This window comes from Fictibacillus tiangongensis, assembly GCF_048083785.1.
Classification (GTDB): Bacteria; Bacillota; Bacilli; order Bacillales; family Fictibacillaceae; genus Fictibacillus.
In genome coordinates, this window is sequence record NZ_CP182294.1 from 80,575 (window position 1) to 96,480 (window position 15,906).

Consider the following 15,906-nt stretch of genomic DNA (forward strand, 5'->3'; position numbering starts at 1 on the left):
ATCAACTTGTCATTGAAGAAATCAAAAGACTAACTTATTTACATTCAGCCTATTCTTTTGGGTTAACAAGTCCAACGAAAACAAGCCTACTATTTAACGAAAAATGAAGGAGCGGTTCACGTTGCAGGAAGTGGAGAATTTCATTAAAAGACACCAGCTTCTTTCAGCTCCTCAAACTGTAGTGATCGGTGTTTCCGGAGGACCAGATTCTTTGGCATTGCTGCATTTTTTATGGAGAAGGTCTTCCTATTACAAAATTAAGATCGTCGCTGCCTCATTCGATCATCGCTTACGGGGTGACGAGTCAGCATCAGAACTCGCGTATGTTAAGAGCTTTTGTGACGAGCGGAATATTACCTTTGAAGGTGATAGCGCAGATGTTGCGAGGTATCAAGCTGAACATAGCTTGTCTTTACAAACCGCTGCTAGGATCTGCAGGTACAATTTTTTTGAGAACGTGATGAAAAAACACGGTGCAGAGTCGCTCGCGCTCGCGCATCATGGCGACGATCAAGTGGAAACGATGCTCATGAGGATGACGAGGGGAAGCGAAGGATTTAGTTTCGCTGGCATCCCAGTGAAACGTCCTTTTGCTACAGGGAAAATAATTCGTCCTTTTTTAGGAATAACAAAAGACCAAATCGAGCATTATTGTAAAGTAGAAAATCTGTTTCCCGTTTATGATTCAAGCAATGAAAGTGATAAGTATGTTCGGAATCGCTTCAGAAAAAAAATTCTGCCTTTTTTAAAACAGGAAAACCCTAACGTGCATGAAAGATTTCAGTATTTAAGTGAAACTATTTCCGAAGATGAAACGTATATACTGAAACTGGCTGAAATAGAGTTAGAAAAGGTTTTAATCAGGCGAACAGAGGGGAAAATAGAGTTATCTGTATCTGCTTTTAACAAGATGCCTATTCCTTTACAAAAAAGAGGGATTACACTAATATTGAACTATCTGTATAAAATTAATCCTTCATCTCTTTCCTCTGTACATAAGGAAAACTTTCTTAGTTTGCTCGGAAGTGAGCATCCGTCCGGAATGTTGCATTTTCCGTCAGGTTTAGTAGTTAGCCGAACTTATGACAGATGTTTGTTAAGTTTTGAGCATATCGTCAAAAATAACGAAGGGTCTTATGACTTTTCACTAGAGCTGCCCGGTTCTGTAGAATTGCCGAATGGACGTATAACTGCTGAAATAACAGATTGTGAACCCGCTTTACAAAGAGGAAAAGATGTTTTTGTGTTTTCATTGAAAGAGGTTGATCTCCCGTTACGAGTTCGCACCCGAAAACCAGGTGACCGGATGGCGATTGCCGGCGTCGGTTCTCGGAAATTAAAAGATATATTTATTGATGCTAAAGTGCCGCAGGAAGAAAGAAACGTTTGGCCGATTGTTGTTGATGCAACCGGTAAGATTATTTGGCTTCCAGGGCTTAAACACATTAGACGTCATCAAATAAATCCATCAGAACTTTGGGTTATCCTACGCTTTCATAAAAAATCGCCATGACGTCTAGGAGGCTTGTTGAACATGCATGATGAAATTTTAGAAACACTTATTTCCGAAGAAGCTATTCAAAACAAGATTAAAGAACTTGGTAAAGAGCTTTCTGTGGAATATAAGGAACGCTTTCCATTGGTGGTCGGGGTTTTAAAAGGTGCTCTACCTTTTATGGCAGACTTGATCAAACGTATGGATATCCATCTTGAGATCGATTTAATGGCAGTGTCCAGCTATGGTGCATCTACCGTTTCTTCTGGTCAAGTTAAAATTGTTAAAGATTTAGATACTTCCTTAGAAGGTCGAGACGTTATCATTGTAGAAGATATTATTGACAGTGGTTTAACGCTCAGCTATCTCGTTCAACTGTTTAAGGCACGTAAAGCAAAATCGGTTAAGATCGTTACTTTGCTGGATAAGCCTACAGGACGTAAGGTTGATATCGCTCCAGATCTTGCTGGCTTCATCGTTCCCGATGCTTTTGTTGTTGGTTATGGATTGGACTACATCGAGAGATACCGTAACTTGCCTTACATTGGCGTTTTAAAGCCAGAGATTTACGAAAAGAAAGAATAGAACACCGCATAAGATTTGATTGTTCGCCTAAGGAGGTAAGGAATGAATCGCATCTTCCGTAATACTATATTTTATTTATTAATCTTTTTAGTTGTGGTTGGAGTTGTCAGCTTTTTTAACGGCAACAACAACGAAGTCAAAGAAATTCGTTATGATCAGCTGACTAAGTACATCGAATCAGGCAAAGTGGAAAGCATCGTTTACCAGCCTGAAGGTGGCGTATATGTTGTCCGCGGTCAGCTTGAAGGCGCTAAAGAAGGAGAAGTATTCCAAACGAATGCTCCCCTAACTGGCAACACATTGGCTGAGATTGAAAAGCTTGCAGATTCATCAAATGTTGAATTTAAACAGCAAGAACAGACGAGTGGCTGGGTGACGTTCTTCACCTCAATAATTCCGTTTGTCATTATCTTTATCTTATTCTTCTTCTTGCTTAACCAAGCGCAAGGCGGCGGAAGCCGAGTAATGAACTTTGGTAAGAGTAAAGCTAAACTTTACAACGAAGAAAAGAAAAAGGTTACGTTTAAAGACGTAGCTGGTGCTGATGAAGAAAAACAAGAGCTAGTTGAAGTTGTTGAATTCTTAAAAGATCCGCGTAAATTCTCTGCGCTAGGTGCGCGAATTCCAAAAGGTGTTCTTTTAGTAGGACCTCCGGGTACTGGTAAAACCCTTCTTGCACGTGCAGTAGCAGGAGAAGCAGGCGTTCCTTTCTTCTCGATCTCAGGTTCTGATTTCGTAGAGATGTTCGTCGGTGTCGGTGCATCACGTGTTCGTGACTTGTTTGAAAATGCTAAGAAAAACGCACCATGTATTATCTTCATCGATGAGATTGATGCGGTAGGTCGTCAGCGTGGAGCTGGTCTTGGCGGAGGTCATGACGAGCGTGAGCAGACACTTAACCAATTGCTAGTTGAAATGGATGGATTCGGTGCTAATGAAGGAATTATCATAATCGCAGCTACCAACCGTGCTGATATTCTAGATCCAGCCCTTCTTCGTCCGGGACGTTTTGACCGTCAGATTCCGGTTAACCGCCCAGATGTAAAAGGACGTGAAGAAGTACTTCAAGTGCATGCGCGCAATAAGCCGCTTGCAGAAGACGTTAATTTGAAAACGATCGCGATGCGTACTCCAGGTTTCTCTGGTGCGGATCTAGAAAACTTATTGAATGAAGCAGCTTTAGTTGCTGCCCGTACGAATAAGAAAAAGATCGATATGGATGACGTTGATGAAGCGATCGACCGTGTTATTGCAGGACCTGCGAAAAAGAGCCGTGTGATTTCCGAAAAAGAAAAGAACATTGTTGCTTATCATGAAGCGGGTCACACTGTTATCGGTTTAGTTCTTGAAGGAGCTGACACTGTTCATAAAGTTACCGTTGTCCCTCGTGGTCAAGCAGGTGGTTACACAGTAATGCTTCCAAAAGAAGATCGTTACTTTATGACAAAACCTGAATTAGAAGATAAGATCGTTGGACTTCTTGGAGGCCGTGTGGCTGAAGAGATCACGTTCAAGGAAGTAAGTACGGGAGCTCATAATGACTTCCAGCGTGCGACTGGAATTGCTCGCCGCATGGTAACAGAGTTTGGTATGAGTGAACGCCTAGGACCGATGCAATTCGGTTCATCACAAGGCGGTCAAGTCTTCTTAGGAAGAGACTTCAATAACGAGCAAAACTATAGTGATGCAATCGCGCATGAAATTGATTTAGAAGTTCAGCGTATCATCAAAGAATCTTACGAGCGTTGCCGTCAGATCCTTACTGAGCATAATTCTAAACTTGAAATCATCGCTCAAACATTGTTAACTGTAGAAACTCTTGATGAAGAACAAATCAAAGAACTCGTTAAAACAGGCAAACTACCTGACAGAAAAACGATTTCAAGCCCATCTGATGATGTTAAGGTAACACTTAACAAAAAAGATGAAGAGCCAAAACAAGATTAATTTTTAAAAGGACGCCTCAGAGATGAGGTGTCCTTTTTTGTATTACTTGTTGCCTTTGCAAGTAGTTGATTTCCGCTCCAAGTTGCACGCTTTCCATGGGGCGACCGGTGAGCCTCCTGTCTAGTTGCAGTGACTAGCCCCTCGAGGTCAAAAGGTAAACGGTCAAGAAGGCAAAGTGCGCCTTCCAAGTCCTTTTATCTTTTGCTTGTCGGGGCTGAACGAGTCACTTCCACTTTTCGGACTGCCGCTTTGCGCCCTTAAGGGTCTCACCTGACCGCTTCAAGGTTGCATCCTTGCTCCTGCGTCTACATGTTAATGCTTTCGTAGTGAGCTTCCTCGTCGCATGCCTTGCAGGTAAGCTTTTCATGTGGCAGGCAGGCAACCTTCCACTACAATCAACTTGTCAATGAAGATACCAATAAAACATCCAAAAGTAACAACCCTTTAGAAAACATCTTTTTAAAAAAATGTAACTCTTATGATTTCGTTTTTTTTGTTCTTCAGCTATTAGGAGTGAAAGATTCTGATACTACTAGAGAGGCAGCGGGTATTTTGGATTGTCTTGTTCTTTCCCTTCACAGACAAGTTGATTGGAGTGAAAGGTGGCTCACCGCCTGCCCCGCGGAAAGCGAGTACCTGTAACGGAAATCAACCACTTTCACAGACAACATGAATAAGCGAAAAATCCTCAATAAGCCGCCTTGCTTTACTCCTATACGTTTTATGTTATAACTATTATAGAAACTTAAGATAAGAAGCGGGGACAAATTCCATGATTTTTGTGTTTGATGTCGGAAATACGAATATTGTTTTAGGACTCTACGAGAATGATGAACTGAAGCATCATTGGAGAATTCATACATCACGTGAAAAAACAGAAGATGAGTATGGCATGCTTATACTTGATCTGTTCCGCCACGTTAATATTCATAAAGAGCAGATAGAAGGTATTATTATATCTTCGGTTGTTCCACCAATCATGTTCGCCTTAGAGCGTATGTGTGTGAAATATTTTAACCAGCGTCCATTAGTAGTGGGACCTGGCATTAAGACAGGGTTGAATATTAAATATGAAAACCCAAGAGAAGTAGGAGCAGACCGGATTGTTAACGCGGTTGCTGCTATTGACGAATATGATGCACCGCTGATCATCGTAGATTTTGGTACAGCTACTACGTATTGTTATATCAATGAAAACAAACAGTATATGGGTGGGGCGATCGCGCCGGGTATCAACATCTCTACAGAGGCTCTTTATACGAAAGCTGCCAAGCTGCCGCGTATTGAAATTGCTAAGCCTGAGGGTGTGATTGGAAAGAATACGGTGAACGCGATGCAAGCGGGTATTCTCTATGGATATGTAGGACAAGTAGAGGGTATTGTAAAAAGAATGAAAGAACAGTCTGAGGTTGAACCAAAAGTAATTGCGACCGGTGGACTTGCAAATTTAATTGCAGCGGAAAGCAACGTGATCGATCATGTTGATCCATTTTTAACATTAAAAGGTCTTTTGCTGATATACGATAAAAATAAGAATGGTTAAAGGGTGAGTTTCAATGAATGATTATTTAATTAAAGCCCTTGCTTATGATGGGCAGATCCGCGCTTATGCGATCTCTTCTACTGAGATGGTAAGTGAAGGACAAAGAAGACACGATACATGGCCGACAGCTTCGGCTGCTTTAGGAAGAGCAATGACTGCATCGACCATGATGGGTATGATGCTAAAAGGTGAAAACAACAGCATAACGGTGAAGATTGAAGGCGGCGGCCCAATCGGAGTGATCATCGTAGATAGCAATACAAAAGGTGAGACACGTGGTTATGTAACGAATCCTCATACTCACTTTGAGCTGAACAGCAAAGGGAAGCTGGATGTAGCAAGAGCGGTAGGAAAAGACGGTTACTTATCAGTTTTAAAAGATATCGGAATGCGCGAAAAGTTCACAGGGCAAGTGCCGATGGTTTCTGGTGAACTAGGAGAGGACTTTACGTATTACTTTGCTTCTTCTGAACAAGTCCCTTCTGCAGTAGGTGTTGGTGTTCTTGTGAATCCGGACAACTCGATCAAAGCATCAGGTGGTTTTATCGTACAAGTGATGCCGAATGCTTCGGATACAATCGTTGATTTACTCGAAGAAAGAATCAACGCGATCCCTCCGATCTCTCGATTGATCGAAAAAGGGATGACACCAGAAGAAATTTTATTTGAGCTGTTAGGAGAAGACCAAGTCCAGATTCTTGAGAAATCTCCTGTACGTTTTCAGTGTACATGCTCACATGAGCGTTTTGGACAGGCGATCGTAAGTCTGGGTGAACAAGAGATCTCAGATATTATAGAAGAAGATGGCCAAGCAGAAACGAACTGTCAATTCTGTAACGCCACTTATATCTTTACAAAAGAAGAATTACAAACCTTGCTTGATCAAGCAAAAGCGTAAACCCGGACTTTTCTCCGGGTTTTGTTTTATACATGAAATAAAAATATCTGCGTACCATTGTAATAACTGATTTTCGTATGCAATAAAATTGACAGAGTATTTCCAAGGTTGCTACAATTAATCCAATAAAAATACTCGGTTTTAGGAGTGATGGCAAATGGCAAGAGTGGCACAATCAATCACAGATCTGATCGGTCAAACCCCTGTAGTAAAATTGAATCGTATCACATCAGACGATATGGCAGATGTTTACCTGAAGTTAGAGTTCATGAATCCGGGAAGCAGTGTAAAAGACCGTATCGCATTAGCGATGATTGAAGATGCAGAGAAAAGCGGAAAATTAAAAGCAGAAGATACGATTGTTGAACCGACAAGTGGTAACACGGGAATTGGTTTAGCGATGGTTGCTGCAGCAAAAGGATACAAAACGGTTCTTGTTATGCCTGAAACGATGAGTTTAGAAAGAAGAAATCTTTTGAGGGCTTATGGTGCGGACCTTGTTCTAACCCCTGGACCCGAGGGAATGGGCGGAGCGATTAGAAAAGCTGAAGAACTAGCAAAAGATAAAGGTTACTTCATGCCACAGCAGTTTAAGAATGAAGCGAACCCTGCCATCCATCGAGATACGACAGGTCAAGAGATCGTTTCACAATTCCCAGACGGTCTAGATGCATTCGTATCTGGAATCGGTACAGGCGGAACAATAACAGGTGCAGGTCAGGTCTTAAAAGAAAAATATCCAGATATTAAGATTTATGCGGTTGAACCGACTGATTCTCCTGTATTATCTGGTGGAAAACCAGGACCGCACAAGATTCAAGGAATCGGCGCTGGTTTTGTGCCGGATATTTTAAAAACTGACATCTACGATGAAGTTTTAACCATCTCAAACGATGAAGCTTTCGAATGGGCGAGAAAAGCGGCGCGTGAAGAAGGGCTTTTAGGCGGCATTTCTTCTGGCGCGGCTATATCGGCAGCGTTAAAAGTTGCTAAAAAGCTTGGTAAGGGTAAAAAGGTATTAGCGATCATCCCAAGTAATGGCGAACGTTACTTAAGTACGCCGCTGTATCAATTTGAAGACTAATTCTTTTAGCGAGCTCCCTCTTTGGGGGCTTTTTTTATTAGGTGCGGGATATAGGATTGGTTGAAGGTAGTCGAATATTTAACTCCGTCATCATCCCTCAAAGACTTTTAATGTGGGGATATTACCCATGTAAATGCAGGAAATTAGGAGAAAGATGTGCCAAAGTGAAACACCTCATGTACAATGTAAGCAGAAGATTTTTGGGAGAGTGACCGTATGGGGATGAACAAAAAATGGCATGTCATGCATTCATGTATACCTCTATCTAAAGAAGAGTGGTTCTACAAATACAAATCATTAGCAGTAACTGAACCTCGCCACGTTTTGCTGGAGAGCGGAAGAACTGGAAAGTATAGCATTATCGGTCTGTCACCGTTTGCTGAAGTCACTGGCAAACATGACGTTCTAACAATCAAAACAGATGAGGGTTCAACTACACGGAAAGGCTCTATATATGAGCAGTTTCAGAACTGGTTTAAAGACTTTGATGTGGAGCGGGTAGAAGGACTTCCAGACTTTACGGGTGGAGCGATCGGTTATTTGAGCTATGATCTGACGCGCGAGTTTGAAAAACTGCCTGTAACTTCAGAAGATGATCTAGGTCTTCCGGATTTGTACTTTTTGCTGTTTAGAGATGTGTTTGTTTATGAACATGAAACAAGTATGTTGTGGATCATAACGTTGACTGAAGATAAGGAAGACTCTTATAGCATAGACAAGCTGCGAGCTTACAAAGAAATGTGGGAAGCGCCTCTATCTGCTACTACAGAAGTGGATCAAGAGATTCAGAACTATCCTATTGAAGACTTTAAACATGTTTCCATGACAGAGGATGTTTTTGTAGACGCGGTTAAAAAGATTCAAAGATATATTTCTGATGGTGATGTGTTTCAAGTGAATCTTTCTGTTCGTCAGTCAAAGGCTCTACGAACAACTCCTTTAAACGTTTATGAAGAATTAAGAAGAATCAACCCATCTCCATATATGAGTTACTTAGAAACACCAGACTTTCAGCTAGTTAGCGCTTCACCTGAACTTTTAGTGAAGAAGAAAGGTGACCTGATCAGCACGCGTCCGATCGCGGGAACACGACCGCGAGGCAGAACGGAAGAAGAAGATATCGAGCTTGCAAACACGCTGATCGAAAATGAGAAAGAACGAGCAGAACATGTGATGCTCGTCGATCTTGAACGAAACGATCTTGGTAAAGTTTCGGTTTATGGCAGTGTGAATGTCGATGAGTTCATGGTGATCGAAAGGTATTCACACGTGATGCATATTGTCTCGAACGTGGTTGGAACATTAAGGCCGGAATTTGATGCGTTCGATTGCATCAAAGCGACATTCCCAGGCGGTACGATCACGGGCGCTCCAAAAGTTAGAACGATGGAGATCATCGAAGAGTTAGAGCCTGTTCGAAGAGGTGTGTACACTGGAAGTATCGGGTGGATTGGTTTTAACGGCGATACAGAAATGAATATCGCAATTCGGACGATGGTATGTCAAAATGAAACTGCACACGTTCAAGCGGGTGCGGGTATCGTTATTGACTCTATACCCGAAAGTGAGTATAAGGAAAGTCTAAAAAAAGCAGAGGCGCTGTGGCGTGCCAAAGAGCAGAGTGAGCTCGGGTCAATTTTGGTATAAGACAGCACATGAGAGGAGATGAGACGAGATGATTTTAATGATTGATAACTACGATTCTTTTACGTACAACCTCGTTCAGTATTTAGGTGAGATGGGTGAGGAGTTAGTCGTAAAACGAAATGATGAGATAACGATTCAAGAGATTGAACAACTAAATCCCGATTTCTTAATGATTTCTCCGGGACCGTGTTCTCCGAATGAAGCAGGTATCTCCCTAGAAGCGATCTCGCATTTTGCGGGAAAGATACCGATTTTCGGAGTTTGCTTAGGTCATCAGTCGATCGCGCAAGTGTTCGGCGGAGACGTGGTACGTGCAGAGCGATTGATGCATGGTAAAGTGTCCCCTGTTCTTCATGACGGGAAGACGGTTTATAACGGACTTCCGCAAGAGTTTCCTGCAACACGCTATCATTCATTGATCGTAAAAAGAGAAACACTGCCTGAATGCTTTGAGATTTCTTCTTGGACGGATGAAGGAGAGATCATGGGGATACGCCACAAAGAGCTACCGATCGAAGGGGTTCAATATCATCCGGAGTCCATACTAACGGAAGATGGAAAGAAATTGCTAAGAAATTTTATTGATTTTTATAAAGGCAAGGAAGTTACATGTACATCTATTTAAACGGAAAAGTAGTTTCCAAAGATGAAGCTATGATCTCAGCTTATGATCATGGCTTCATGTATGGTTTAGGGGCGTTTGAAACATTTAGAACGTATGATGGTTTCCCTTTTTTAATACAGGAACACTTGAACCGTCTAAGTGAAGCGTTAGACGAATTGAATATTAATCTTGTTCTTGATGCAGATACGGTTATAGAGATGGTGAATACCCTTCTATCTAAAAATAAGATGAATGACGCTTATTTTAGACTTAATGTATCTGCTGGCGTAGGTGATATCGGATTACAGACAGATCCATATGAGGAACCTGCCGTTATTTTGTATACAAAGCCGCTCATTGCAACCAGTTCGATTTCAGAAAAAGAGCTGGTTCTACTCAAAACAAGACGCAATACGCCAGAAGGTGAGAAGCGGCTTAAATCTCATCACTATTTAAATAGCATCTTAGGCAAGAGAGAGCTTTCTAACATAAATCAAGAAGGCATTTTTTTGACGCAAGAAGGCTTTATCAGTGAAGGAACTGTATCTAACCTTTTTTGGTACAAAGATAACAAGCTCTATACTCCTCACACGTCCACTGGAATTTTAGAGGGGATTACAAGAAAATGGGTTATGCATGCATCAAAACGGTTGAACATTCCTCTTGAAACGGGGAACTATACTATTAAGACTTTAATGGAAGCGGAAGAAATTTTCCTTACGAACTCAATTCAGGAGCTCGTTCCAGTCAGTCATTTTCAAGATACAACGTTTCTTGGAGCTGAAGGTGAAGTGTATCAGAAGTTTAGAGAGCTCTACATGAAACATACGAAGAAACAATATCGAAGTATTTGATGTTTTTTGAAAGGATAGATTCTCCATGCACGAGATGATGCTAAGGCAGCAAAAAATGAACTGCGGTGAGTACGTACTTGATTTTTCAAAAAAAACATATGTGATGGGCATTCTTAATGTGACACCAGATTCGTTTTCCGATGGCGGACATCACAACCGGATCGAACAGGCGATCTCTCATGCGAAGCAGATGGTGAAGGACGGCGCTGATATGATTGACATAGGCGGAGAATCCACTAGACCTGGTGCAGAGAAAGTGCCGCTCGAACAAGAGCTCGAACGTGTGATTCCTGTGATAGAAGCTTTAAGAAAGGAAGTAAACGTTCCTTTATCGATTGATACGTATAAAGCAGAAACTGCCTATCAAGCTATAAAAGCAGGTGCTCATATTATTAATGATGTATGGGGAGCTAAATTTGATCCAGATATGCCAAGAGTGATGGCGGAAACGAATGTGCCGGTCATTCTTATGCATAACCGATTTGATACGAACTACCAAGAATTCATGCCAGATGTAATCGCAGATCTAGAACATAGTATCGCGATAACTGTTAAGGCAGGCGTTAATCCTGATAACATCATTTTAGATCCAGGTGTTGGTTTTGTTAAAACGTTCGAACAAAATCTTGAAACGATTCGTCGACTGAATGAAATTGTGCAGATGGGCTATCCTGTCTTATTAGGAACTTCACGTAAATCGATGATCGGCAAAGCACTCGATCTTCCCGTTGAAGAGCGGGTAGAAGGAACAGGTGCTACAGTTTGCCTTGGGATTGAACGCGGTTGTTCGATCGTTCGCGTTCATGATGTAAAAGAAATGAGCAGAATGACGAAGATGATGGACATCATGCTCAAAAAAGGAGCCGTGTCTCATGGATAAAATGTATGTGAACGGTATGAGGTTCTATGGCTATCATGGTGTGTTTAATGAAGAGCAAAAGCTTGGACAGCGTTTTAATGTGGACGTAGTATTATCAATGGACCTTTCTCAAGCGGGACTTTCTGATGAACTAGACAATACAGTTAATTATGGAGAAGTGTACGGAGCGGTTAAAGAAATCGTTGAAGGTGAGCCGGTCAAGCTTTTAGAAACATTGGCTGAAGCGATTTCTGCTTCCATCCTTGGAAGGTTTACTTTGGTTGATGAAGTGAAGGTCAAAGTGATCAAACCAGATCCTCCTATTCCTGGACATTATGAATCGGTTGCTGTTGAGATCACAAGAGGTCGCGTATAGATGGACGTTAACAATATTGCTTATCTTTCTGTAGGTTCGAACATGGGAGACCGTGAAGGTTTGCTTGAACGAGCGATATCTTTGTTAAGCGAGTTTGATGATATCAGCATTGAATCCGTTTCGTCGATCTATGAGACAGATCCTGTAGGTGTGACGAATCAGCCATTATTCTTAAATTTAGCATTAAAACTCAAAACAACCCTTTCTCCACAAGGACTTTTGAGTAAACTGCAAGACGTAGAGATGAAACTAGACCGAAAGAGGGTTCAAAAATGGGGACCGCGGACAATAGACCTTGACATTTTATTGTATAATAGTGTAAGTATACAGACGGAAGAGTTAACCATTCCGCACCCACGTATGCTTGAAAGGGCGTTTGTTCTCATACCTCTATGTGAAATTGCTCCAGATGATATTTACCCGGAGAATTCAATTTCGTTACATCAAGTCCTTTGCGAACAAAGAGATAAAGAAGGTGTACGCATATGGAAGAAGACCGACTGGGAAGACGCATCCGTGCGTTCAGAAAGTTAAAAGGCTATACCCAAGAACAGCTTGCTAAAGACATCGGAATATCAGTTTCGGTTCTTGGTGAGGTGGAGAGGGGCAGCCGAAAGCCTAAAGGAGATCTGATTAAAAGAATAGCAGATCAATTCAGCATTAACGTTGAAGAATTACAATAAGTAATCGATATATAAAGCCTGTAAAAGGAACGAGGTGATTGTTAACTTGAAGATCGGTGATATTCATTTAAAGAACCCGGTAGTTCTAGCTCCAATGGCTGGTGTGTGTAATCCTGCTTTCCGATTGATCGCAAAAGAGTTCGGGGCCGGGCTCGTCTGCGCAGAGATGGTAAGTGACAAAGGGATTCTGCATGAGAACGAAAGGTCTTTAAAGATGCTTTATGTAGATGAACGTGAAAAACCACTTAGCCTTCAGATCTTTGGTGGCGAGCGTGAATCATTAGTGGCTGCAGCTAAATACGTCGATAAAAATACGAACGCAGACATTATAGATATTAATATGGGTTGCCCGGTTCCTAAAATCACAAAATGTGATGCAGGAGCAAAGTGGCTGCTTGACCCAGACAAGATTTATGAGATGGTAGCAGCTACGGTTGATGCGGTCCAAAAACCGGTAACTGTTAAAATGCGTATCGGTTGGGATGAAGATCACATCTATGCTGTTAAAAATGCACAAGCGGTTGAACGTGCTGGCGGAGCTGCAGTTGCTGTTCACGGCCGTACGCGTGTTCAGATGTATGAAGGAGTAGCGGATTGGGACATCATCGGTGAAGTGAAGAAGAACGTATCTATTCCGGTTATCGGTAATGGTGATATCTCTTCTCCACAAGAAGCGAAAGATCGCATGGATCAATACGGTGTTGACGGAGTTATGATCGGAAGAGCTGCACTTGGCAACCCATGGATGCTTTATCGAACTGTTCAATATCTAGAGAACGGAATCATTGCACCTGAACCTACTGCGCGTGAAAAGATGAACATCTGCATGCTTCATATGGATCGTTTGATCGATCTTAAAGGTGAAGGTGTTGCTGCAAGAGAGATGAGGAAGCATGCTGCTTGGTACCTTAAAGGCTTGCCTCAAACTGGTTCTGTTCGAAACGAGATCAACCAGATGACTACTCGTGAAGAGATGAGTAAACTATTGTTTGGGTATGTTGATCAATTAGAAGAAGTACAAAAAATCAGCTAACACTAGCAACATACAGCCAGATCATCAGATGACTGGCTGTTGTTTGCTTAAAGACAACAGATTCAGCATCCGGTGTTTTTCTTTATTTATAATGGAGGAGGAATAGCTTATGGCTATGCTCAAACTCACCCAAGAAGGCACCAGGAATCTTGAAAAAGAACTACAATACCTATCAAAACGTAAAAAGGAATGCCGAAACACAGCAGAAAAGGAGTTCATTCATAAGCGGGTGTCGGAGATAAAAGATATTTTATCTCAATCTATCACATGGCCGATGGTTAGAGAAGCGGGCAGCTATGTAGAACCCGGCTCTACTATTACAATTGAAGATACCTTTCACAAAGAACGGTACACATATACGATTGTACATCCATTTGAAGCTGATCCCCGTGAAAATATGATCTCAGTGCAATCCCCCATCGCAAAAGCTGCGATTGGAAAAACGATTCACTCAACTTTAACTGTACGTGTTCCTTTCGGCGAAGATTTAACTTATACCATACTCGATATTCAAAACTGCTAAAAGCTAGGAGTGTTCCCATGAGCCAAGAAGTAGAATTAAATGACTTGCTTCGTGTTAGAAGAGAAAAGTTAACTGCATTAACGGAAAAAGGAGTAGATCCTTTCGGTACAAAGTTCGACCGTACACATACTGCAGCAGATCTCGTTGCAGAATATGGAGAAAAAGAAAAAGAAGAACTTGATAATGAAGAGATCTCAGTAACTCTCGCTGGTCGTATCATGACAAAACGCGGAAAAGGGAAAGCTGGATTTGCTCATATTCAAGACTTATCTGGAAAGATCCAGATCTATGTAAGATTAGATGCTGTTGGTGATGAGCAATACGAACTATTCAATACGATTGATATCGGTGACTGGGTAGGGGTAACAGGACTTGTCTTTAAAACGAAAGTAGGAGAACTTTCTATTAAAGCGAAGGATTTTCAGTTACTAACAAAATCTCTCCGTCCACTTCCTGATAAATTTCATGGACTAAAAGATGTTGAACAGCGTTACCGCCAACGTTATGTGGACCTGATCATGAACCCGGAAGTAAAAGATACGTTTATTTCTCGTTCTAAGATCATCCGTTCTATGCGCCGCTATTTAGATGACAATGGATATTTAGAAGTTGAAACGCCTACTATGCATTCCATTCCTGGTGGAGCATCTGCTCGTCCTTTCATCACGCATCATAATGCACTCGATATGGAGCTTTACATGCGGATCGCAATCGAGCTTCACCTTAAGCGTCTTATCGTAGGTGGACTTGAGAAGGTATACGAGATCGGTCGCGTATTCCGTAATGAAGGAGTATCAACACGTCATAATCCGGAATTTACGATGATCGAGCTGTATGAAGCATACGCTGATTACCTTGATATCATGGAATTAACCGAGAACTTGGTCGCGCACATCGCAGAAGATGTATTAGGCACAACAACAGTTACGTACGGAGACTATGAAGTAGATCTTAAGCCCCGTTGGAAAAGAGTACACATGGTAGACGCGATTAAAGAAGCAGCTGGCGTAGACTTCTGGCCTGAAATGACAGACGAAGAAGCTCGTGCTCTAGCTAAAGAACATAATGTACCTGTAAAAGACAACATGTCATATGGTCATGTTGTAAATGAATTCTTTGAACACTTTGTAGAAGAAAAACTGATCCAGCCTACTTTCGTGTACGGTCACCCAGTTGCGATCTCACCTTTAGCGAAGAAGAATCCTGAGGATCCTCGCTTTACGGATCGTTTTGAGCTATTTATTGTCGGTCGTGAGCATGCTAACGCATTCTCTGAGCTGAATGACCCAATCGATCAGCGTGAACGTTTTGAAGAGCAACTGAAAGAGCGTGCTGAAGGTAATGACGAAGCGCATATGATGGACGAAGATTTTGTAGAGGCGCTTGAATATGGTATGCCTCCTACAGGTGGACTAGGAATCGGAATCGATCGTCTAGTGATGCTGTTAACAAACTCACCATCTATCCGAGACGTTCTTTTATTCCCGCAAATGCGTCATTCTGAAAAATAATTAAGTCTAGAAAGCCAGCTTCGTGCTGGCTTTTTGATTTTATAGGAATGTAAGTATAGGAATTAACAAAAAGAGTATCATAATGAAGGTGCTATTTATTGATTACCATTTCACTATATCTTGTATAAAACAGGACACACGATCGCTGTATCTTGTATAAGCTTTAAACACTGCATAAAGGCGTATATAGAAGTTATCTTTTTTTCGTAAAAACTATTGTACAAGAGCGAAAATGATGGTATATTATTCTTCGTCGCAAGGAAT

Annotated in this window: 16 protein-coding genes; all 16 read left to right on the top strand. The window is 41.6% G+C overall.

The genetic code is table 11. From position 1 onward, the window contains the following. Positions 1-130 precede the first annotated feature (130 nt). The 16 genes from tilS (at position 131) to lysS (ending at position 15,642) form a co-directional block, all read left to right on the top strand. Positions 131-1,513 carry a tRNA lysidine(34) synthetase TilS gene (tilS, locus tag ACNJYY_RS00385; protein ID WP_416731775.1) on the top strand — a complete coding sequence of 461 codons (1,383 nt, stop codon included), beginning with the start codon at positions 131-133 and terminating at the stop codon, positions 1,511-1,513. 21 nt (positions 1,514-1,534) lie between these two features. Further along, a complete protein-coding gene (hpt, locus tag ACNJYY_RS00390) occupies positions 1,535-2,080 on the top strand; it encodes a hypoxanthine phosphoribosyltransferase (RefSeq protein WP_066390553.1) in 546 nt (181 codons plus the stop codon). 42 nt (positions 2,081-2,122) lie between these two features. Next, on the top strand, positions 2,123-4,027 hold the full coding sequence (ftsH, locus tag ACNJYY_RS00395; RefSeq protein ID WP_416730160.1) for an ATP-dependent zinc metalloprotease FtsH: 1,905 nt from the start codon (positions 2,123-2,125) through the stop codon (positions 4,025-4,027). 772 nt (positions 4,028-4,799) lie between these two features. Beyond that, on the top strand, positions 4,800-5,570 hold the full coding sequence (locus ACNJYY_RS00400) for a type III pantothenate kinase (RefSeq protein WP_416730161.1): 771 nt from the start codon (positions 4,800-4,802) through the stop codon (positions 5,568-5,570). A 13-nt stretch (positions 5,571-5,583) separates the two neighbouring features. Then, positions 5,584-6,468 (top strand): Hsp33 family molecular chaperone HslO, encoded by an 885-nt coding sequence (gene hslO, locus ACNJYY_RS00405; RefSeq protein WP_416730162.1) that lies wholly within the window; start codon positions 5,584-5,586, stop codon positions 6,466-6,468. Positions 6,469-6,625: 157 nt separating this feature from the next. Continuing rightward, the gene (gene cysK, locus ACNJYY_RS00410) at positions 6,626-7,552 is read left to right on the top strand and encodes a cysteine synthase A (RefSeq protein WP_416730163.1); all 927 of its coding nucleotides are present in this window, start codon (positions 6,626-6,628) and stop codon (positions 7,550-7,552) included. Between the two features lie 222 nt (positions 7,553-7,774). Next, entirely contained in the window at positions 7,775-9,199 is a 1,425-nt protein-coding gene (locus ACNJYY_RS00415; protein ID WP_416731776.1) for an anthranilate synthase component I family protein, read from the top strand. Between the two features lie 28 nt (positions 9,200-9,227). Then, positions 9,228-9,824 (top strand): aminodeoxychorismate/anthranilate synthase component II, encoded by a 597-nt coding sequence (gene pabA / locus ACNJYY_RS00420; protein ID WP_144704853.1) that lies wholly within the window; start codon positions 9,228-9,230, stop codon positions 9,822-9,824. Further along, on the top strand, positions 9,809-10,657 hold the full coding sequence (pabC, locus tag ACNJYY_RS00425; RefSeq protein ID WP_416730164.1) for an aminodeoxychorismate lyase: 849 nt from the start codon (positions 9,809-9,811) through the stop codon (positions 10,655-10,657). Before pabA ends, pabC begins: the two co-directional genes overlap by 16 nt. Before the next feature lie 34 nt (positions 10,658-10,691). After that, on the top strand, positions 10,692-11,537 hold the full coding sequence (gene folP / locus ACNJYY_RS00430; protein ID WP_391503414.1) for a dihydropteroate synthase: 846 nt from the start codon (positions 10,692-10,694) through the stop codon (positions 11,535-11,537). Then, positions 11,530-11,892 (top strand): dihydroneopterin aldolase, encoded by a 363-nt coding sequence (gene folB, locus ACNJYY_RS00435; protein ID WP_416730165.1) that lies wholly within the window; start codon positions 11,530-11,532, stop codon positions 11,890-11,892. Before folP ends, folB begins: the two co-directional genes overlap by 8 nt. Continuing rightward, entirely contained in the window at positions 11,893-12,426 is a 534-nt protein-coding gene (folK, locus tag ACNJYY_RS00440) for a 2-amino-4-hydroxy-6-hydroxymethyldihydropteridine diphosphokinase (protein WP_416730166.1), read from the top strand. Beyond that, the gene (locus ACNJYY_RS00445) at positions 12,378-12,575 is read left to right on the top strand and encodes a helix-turn-helix domain-containing protein (protein ID WP_144704868.1); all 198 of its coding nucleotides are present in this window, start codon (positions 12,378-12,380) and stop codon (positions 12,573-12,575) included. Before folK ends, ACNJYY_RS00445 begins: the two co-directional genes overlap by 49 nt. A gap of 46 nt (positions 12,576-12,621) precedes the next feature. Beyond that, positions 12,622-13,608, top strand: a complete 987-nt coding sequence (gene dusB, locus ACNJYY_RS00450) for a tRNA dihydrouridine synthase DusB (protein WP_416730167.1) — start codon at positions 12,622-12,624, stop codon at positions 13,606-13,608. Positions 13,609-13,717: 109 nt separating this feature from the next. Then, on the top strand, positions 13,718-14,131 hold the full coding sequence (locus ACNJYY_RS00455) for a GreA/GreB family elongation factor (RefSeq protein ID WP_416730168.1): 414 nt from the start codon (positions 13,718-13,720) through the stop codon (positions 14,129-14,131). A 17-nt stretch (positions 14,132-14,148) separates the two neighbouring features. Then, entirely contained in the window at positions 14,149-15,642 is a 1,494-nt protein-coding gene (lysS, locus tag ACNJYY_RS00460; RefSeq protein ID WP_197223285.1) for a lysine--tRNA ligase, read from the top strand. Positions 15,643-15,906: the final 264 nt, after the last annotated feature.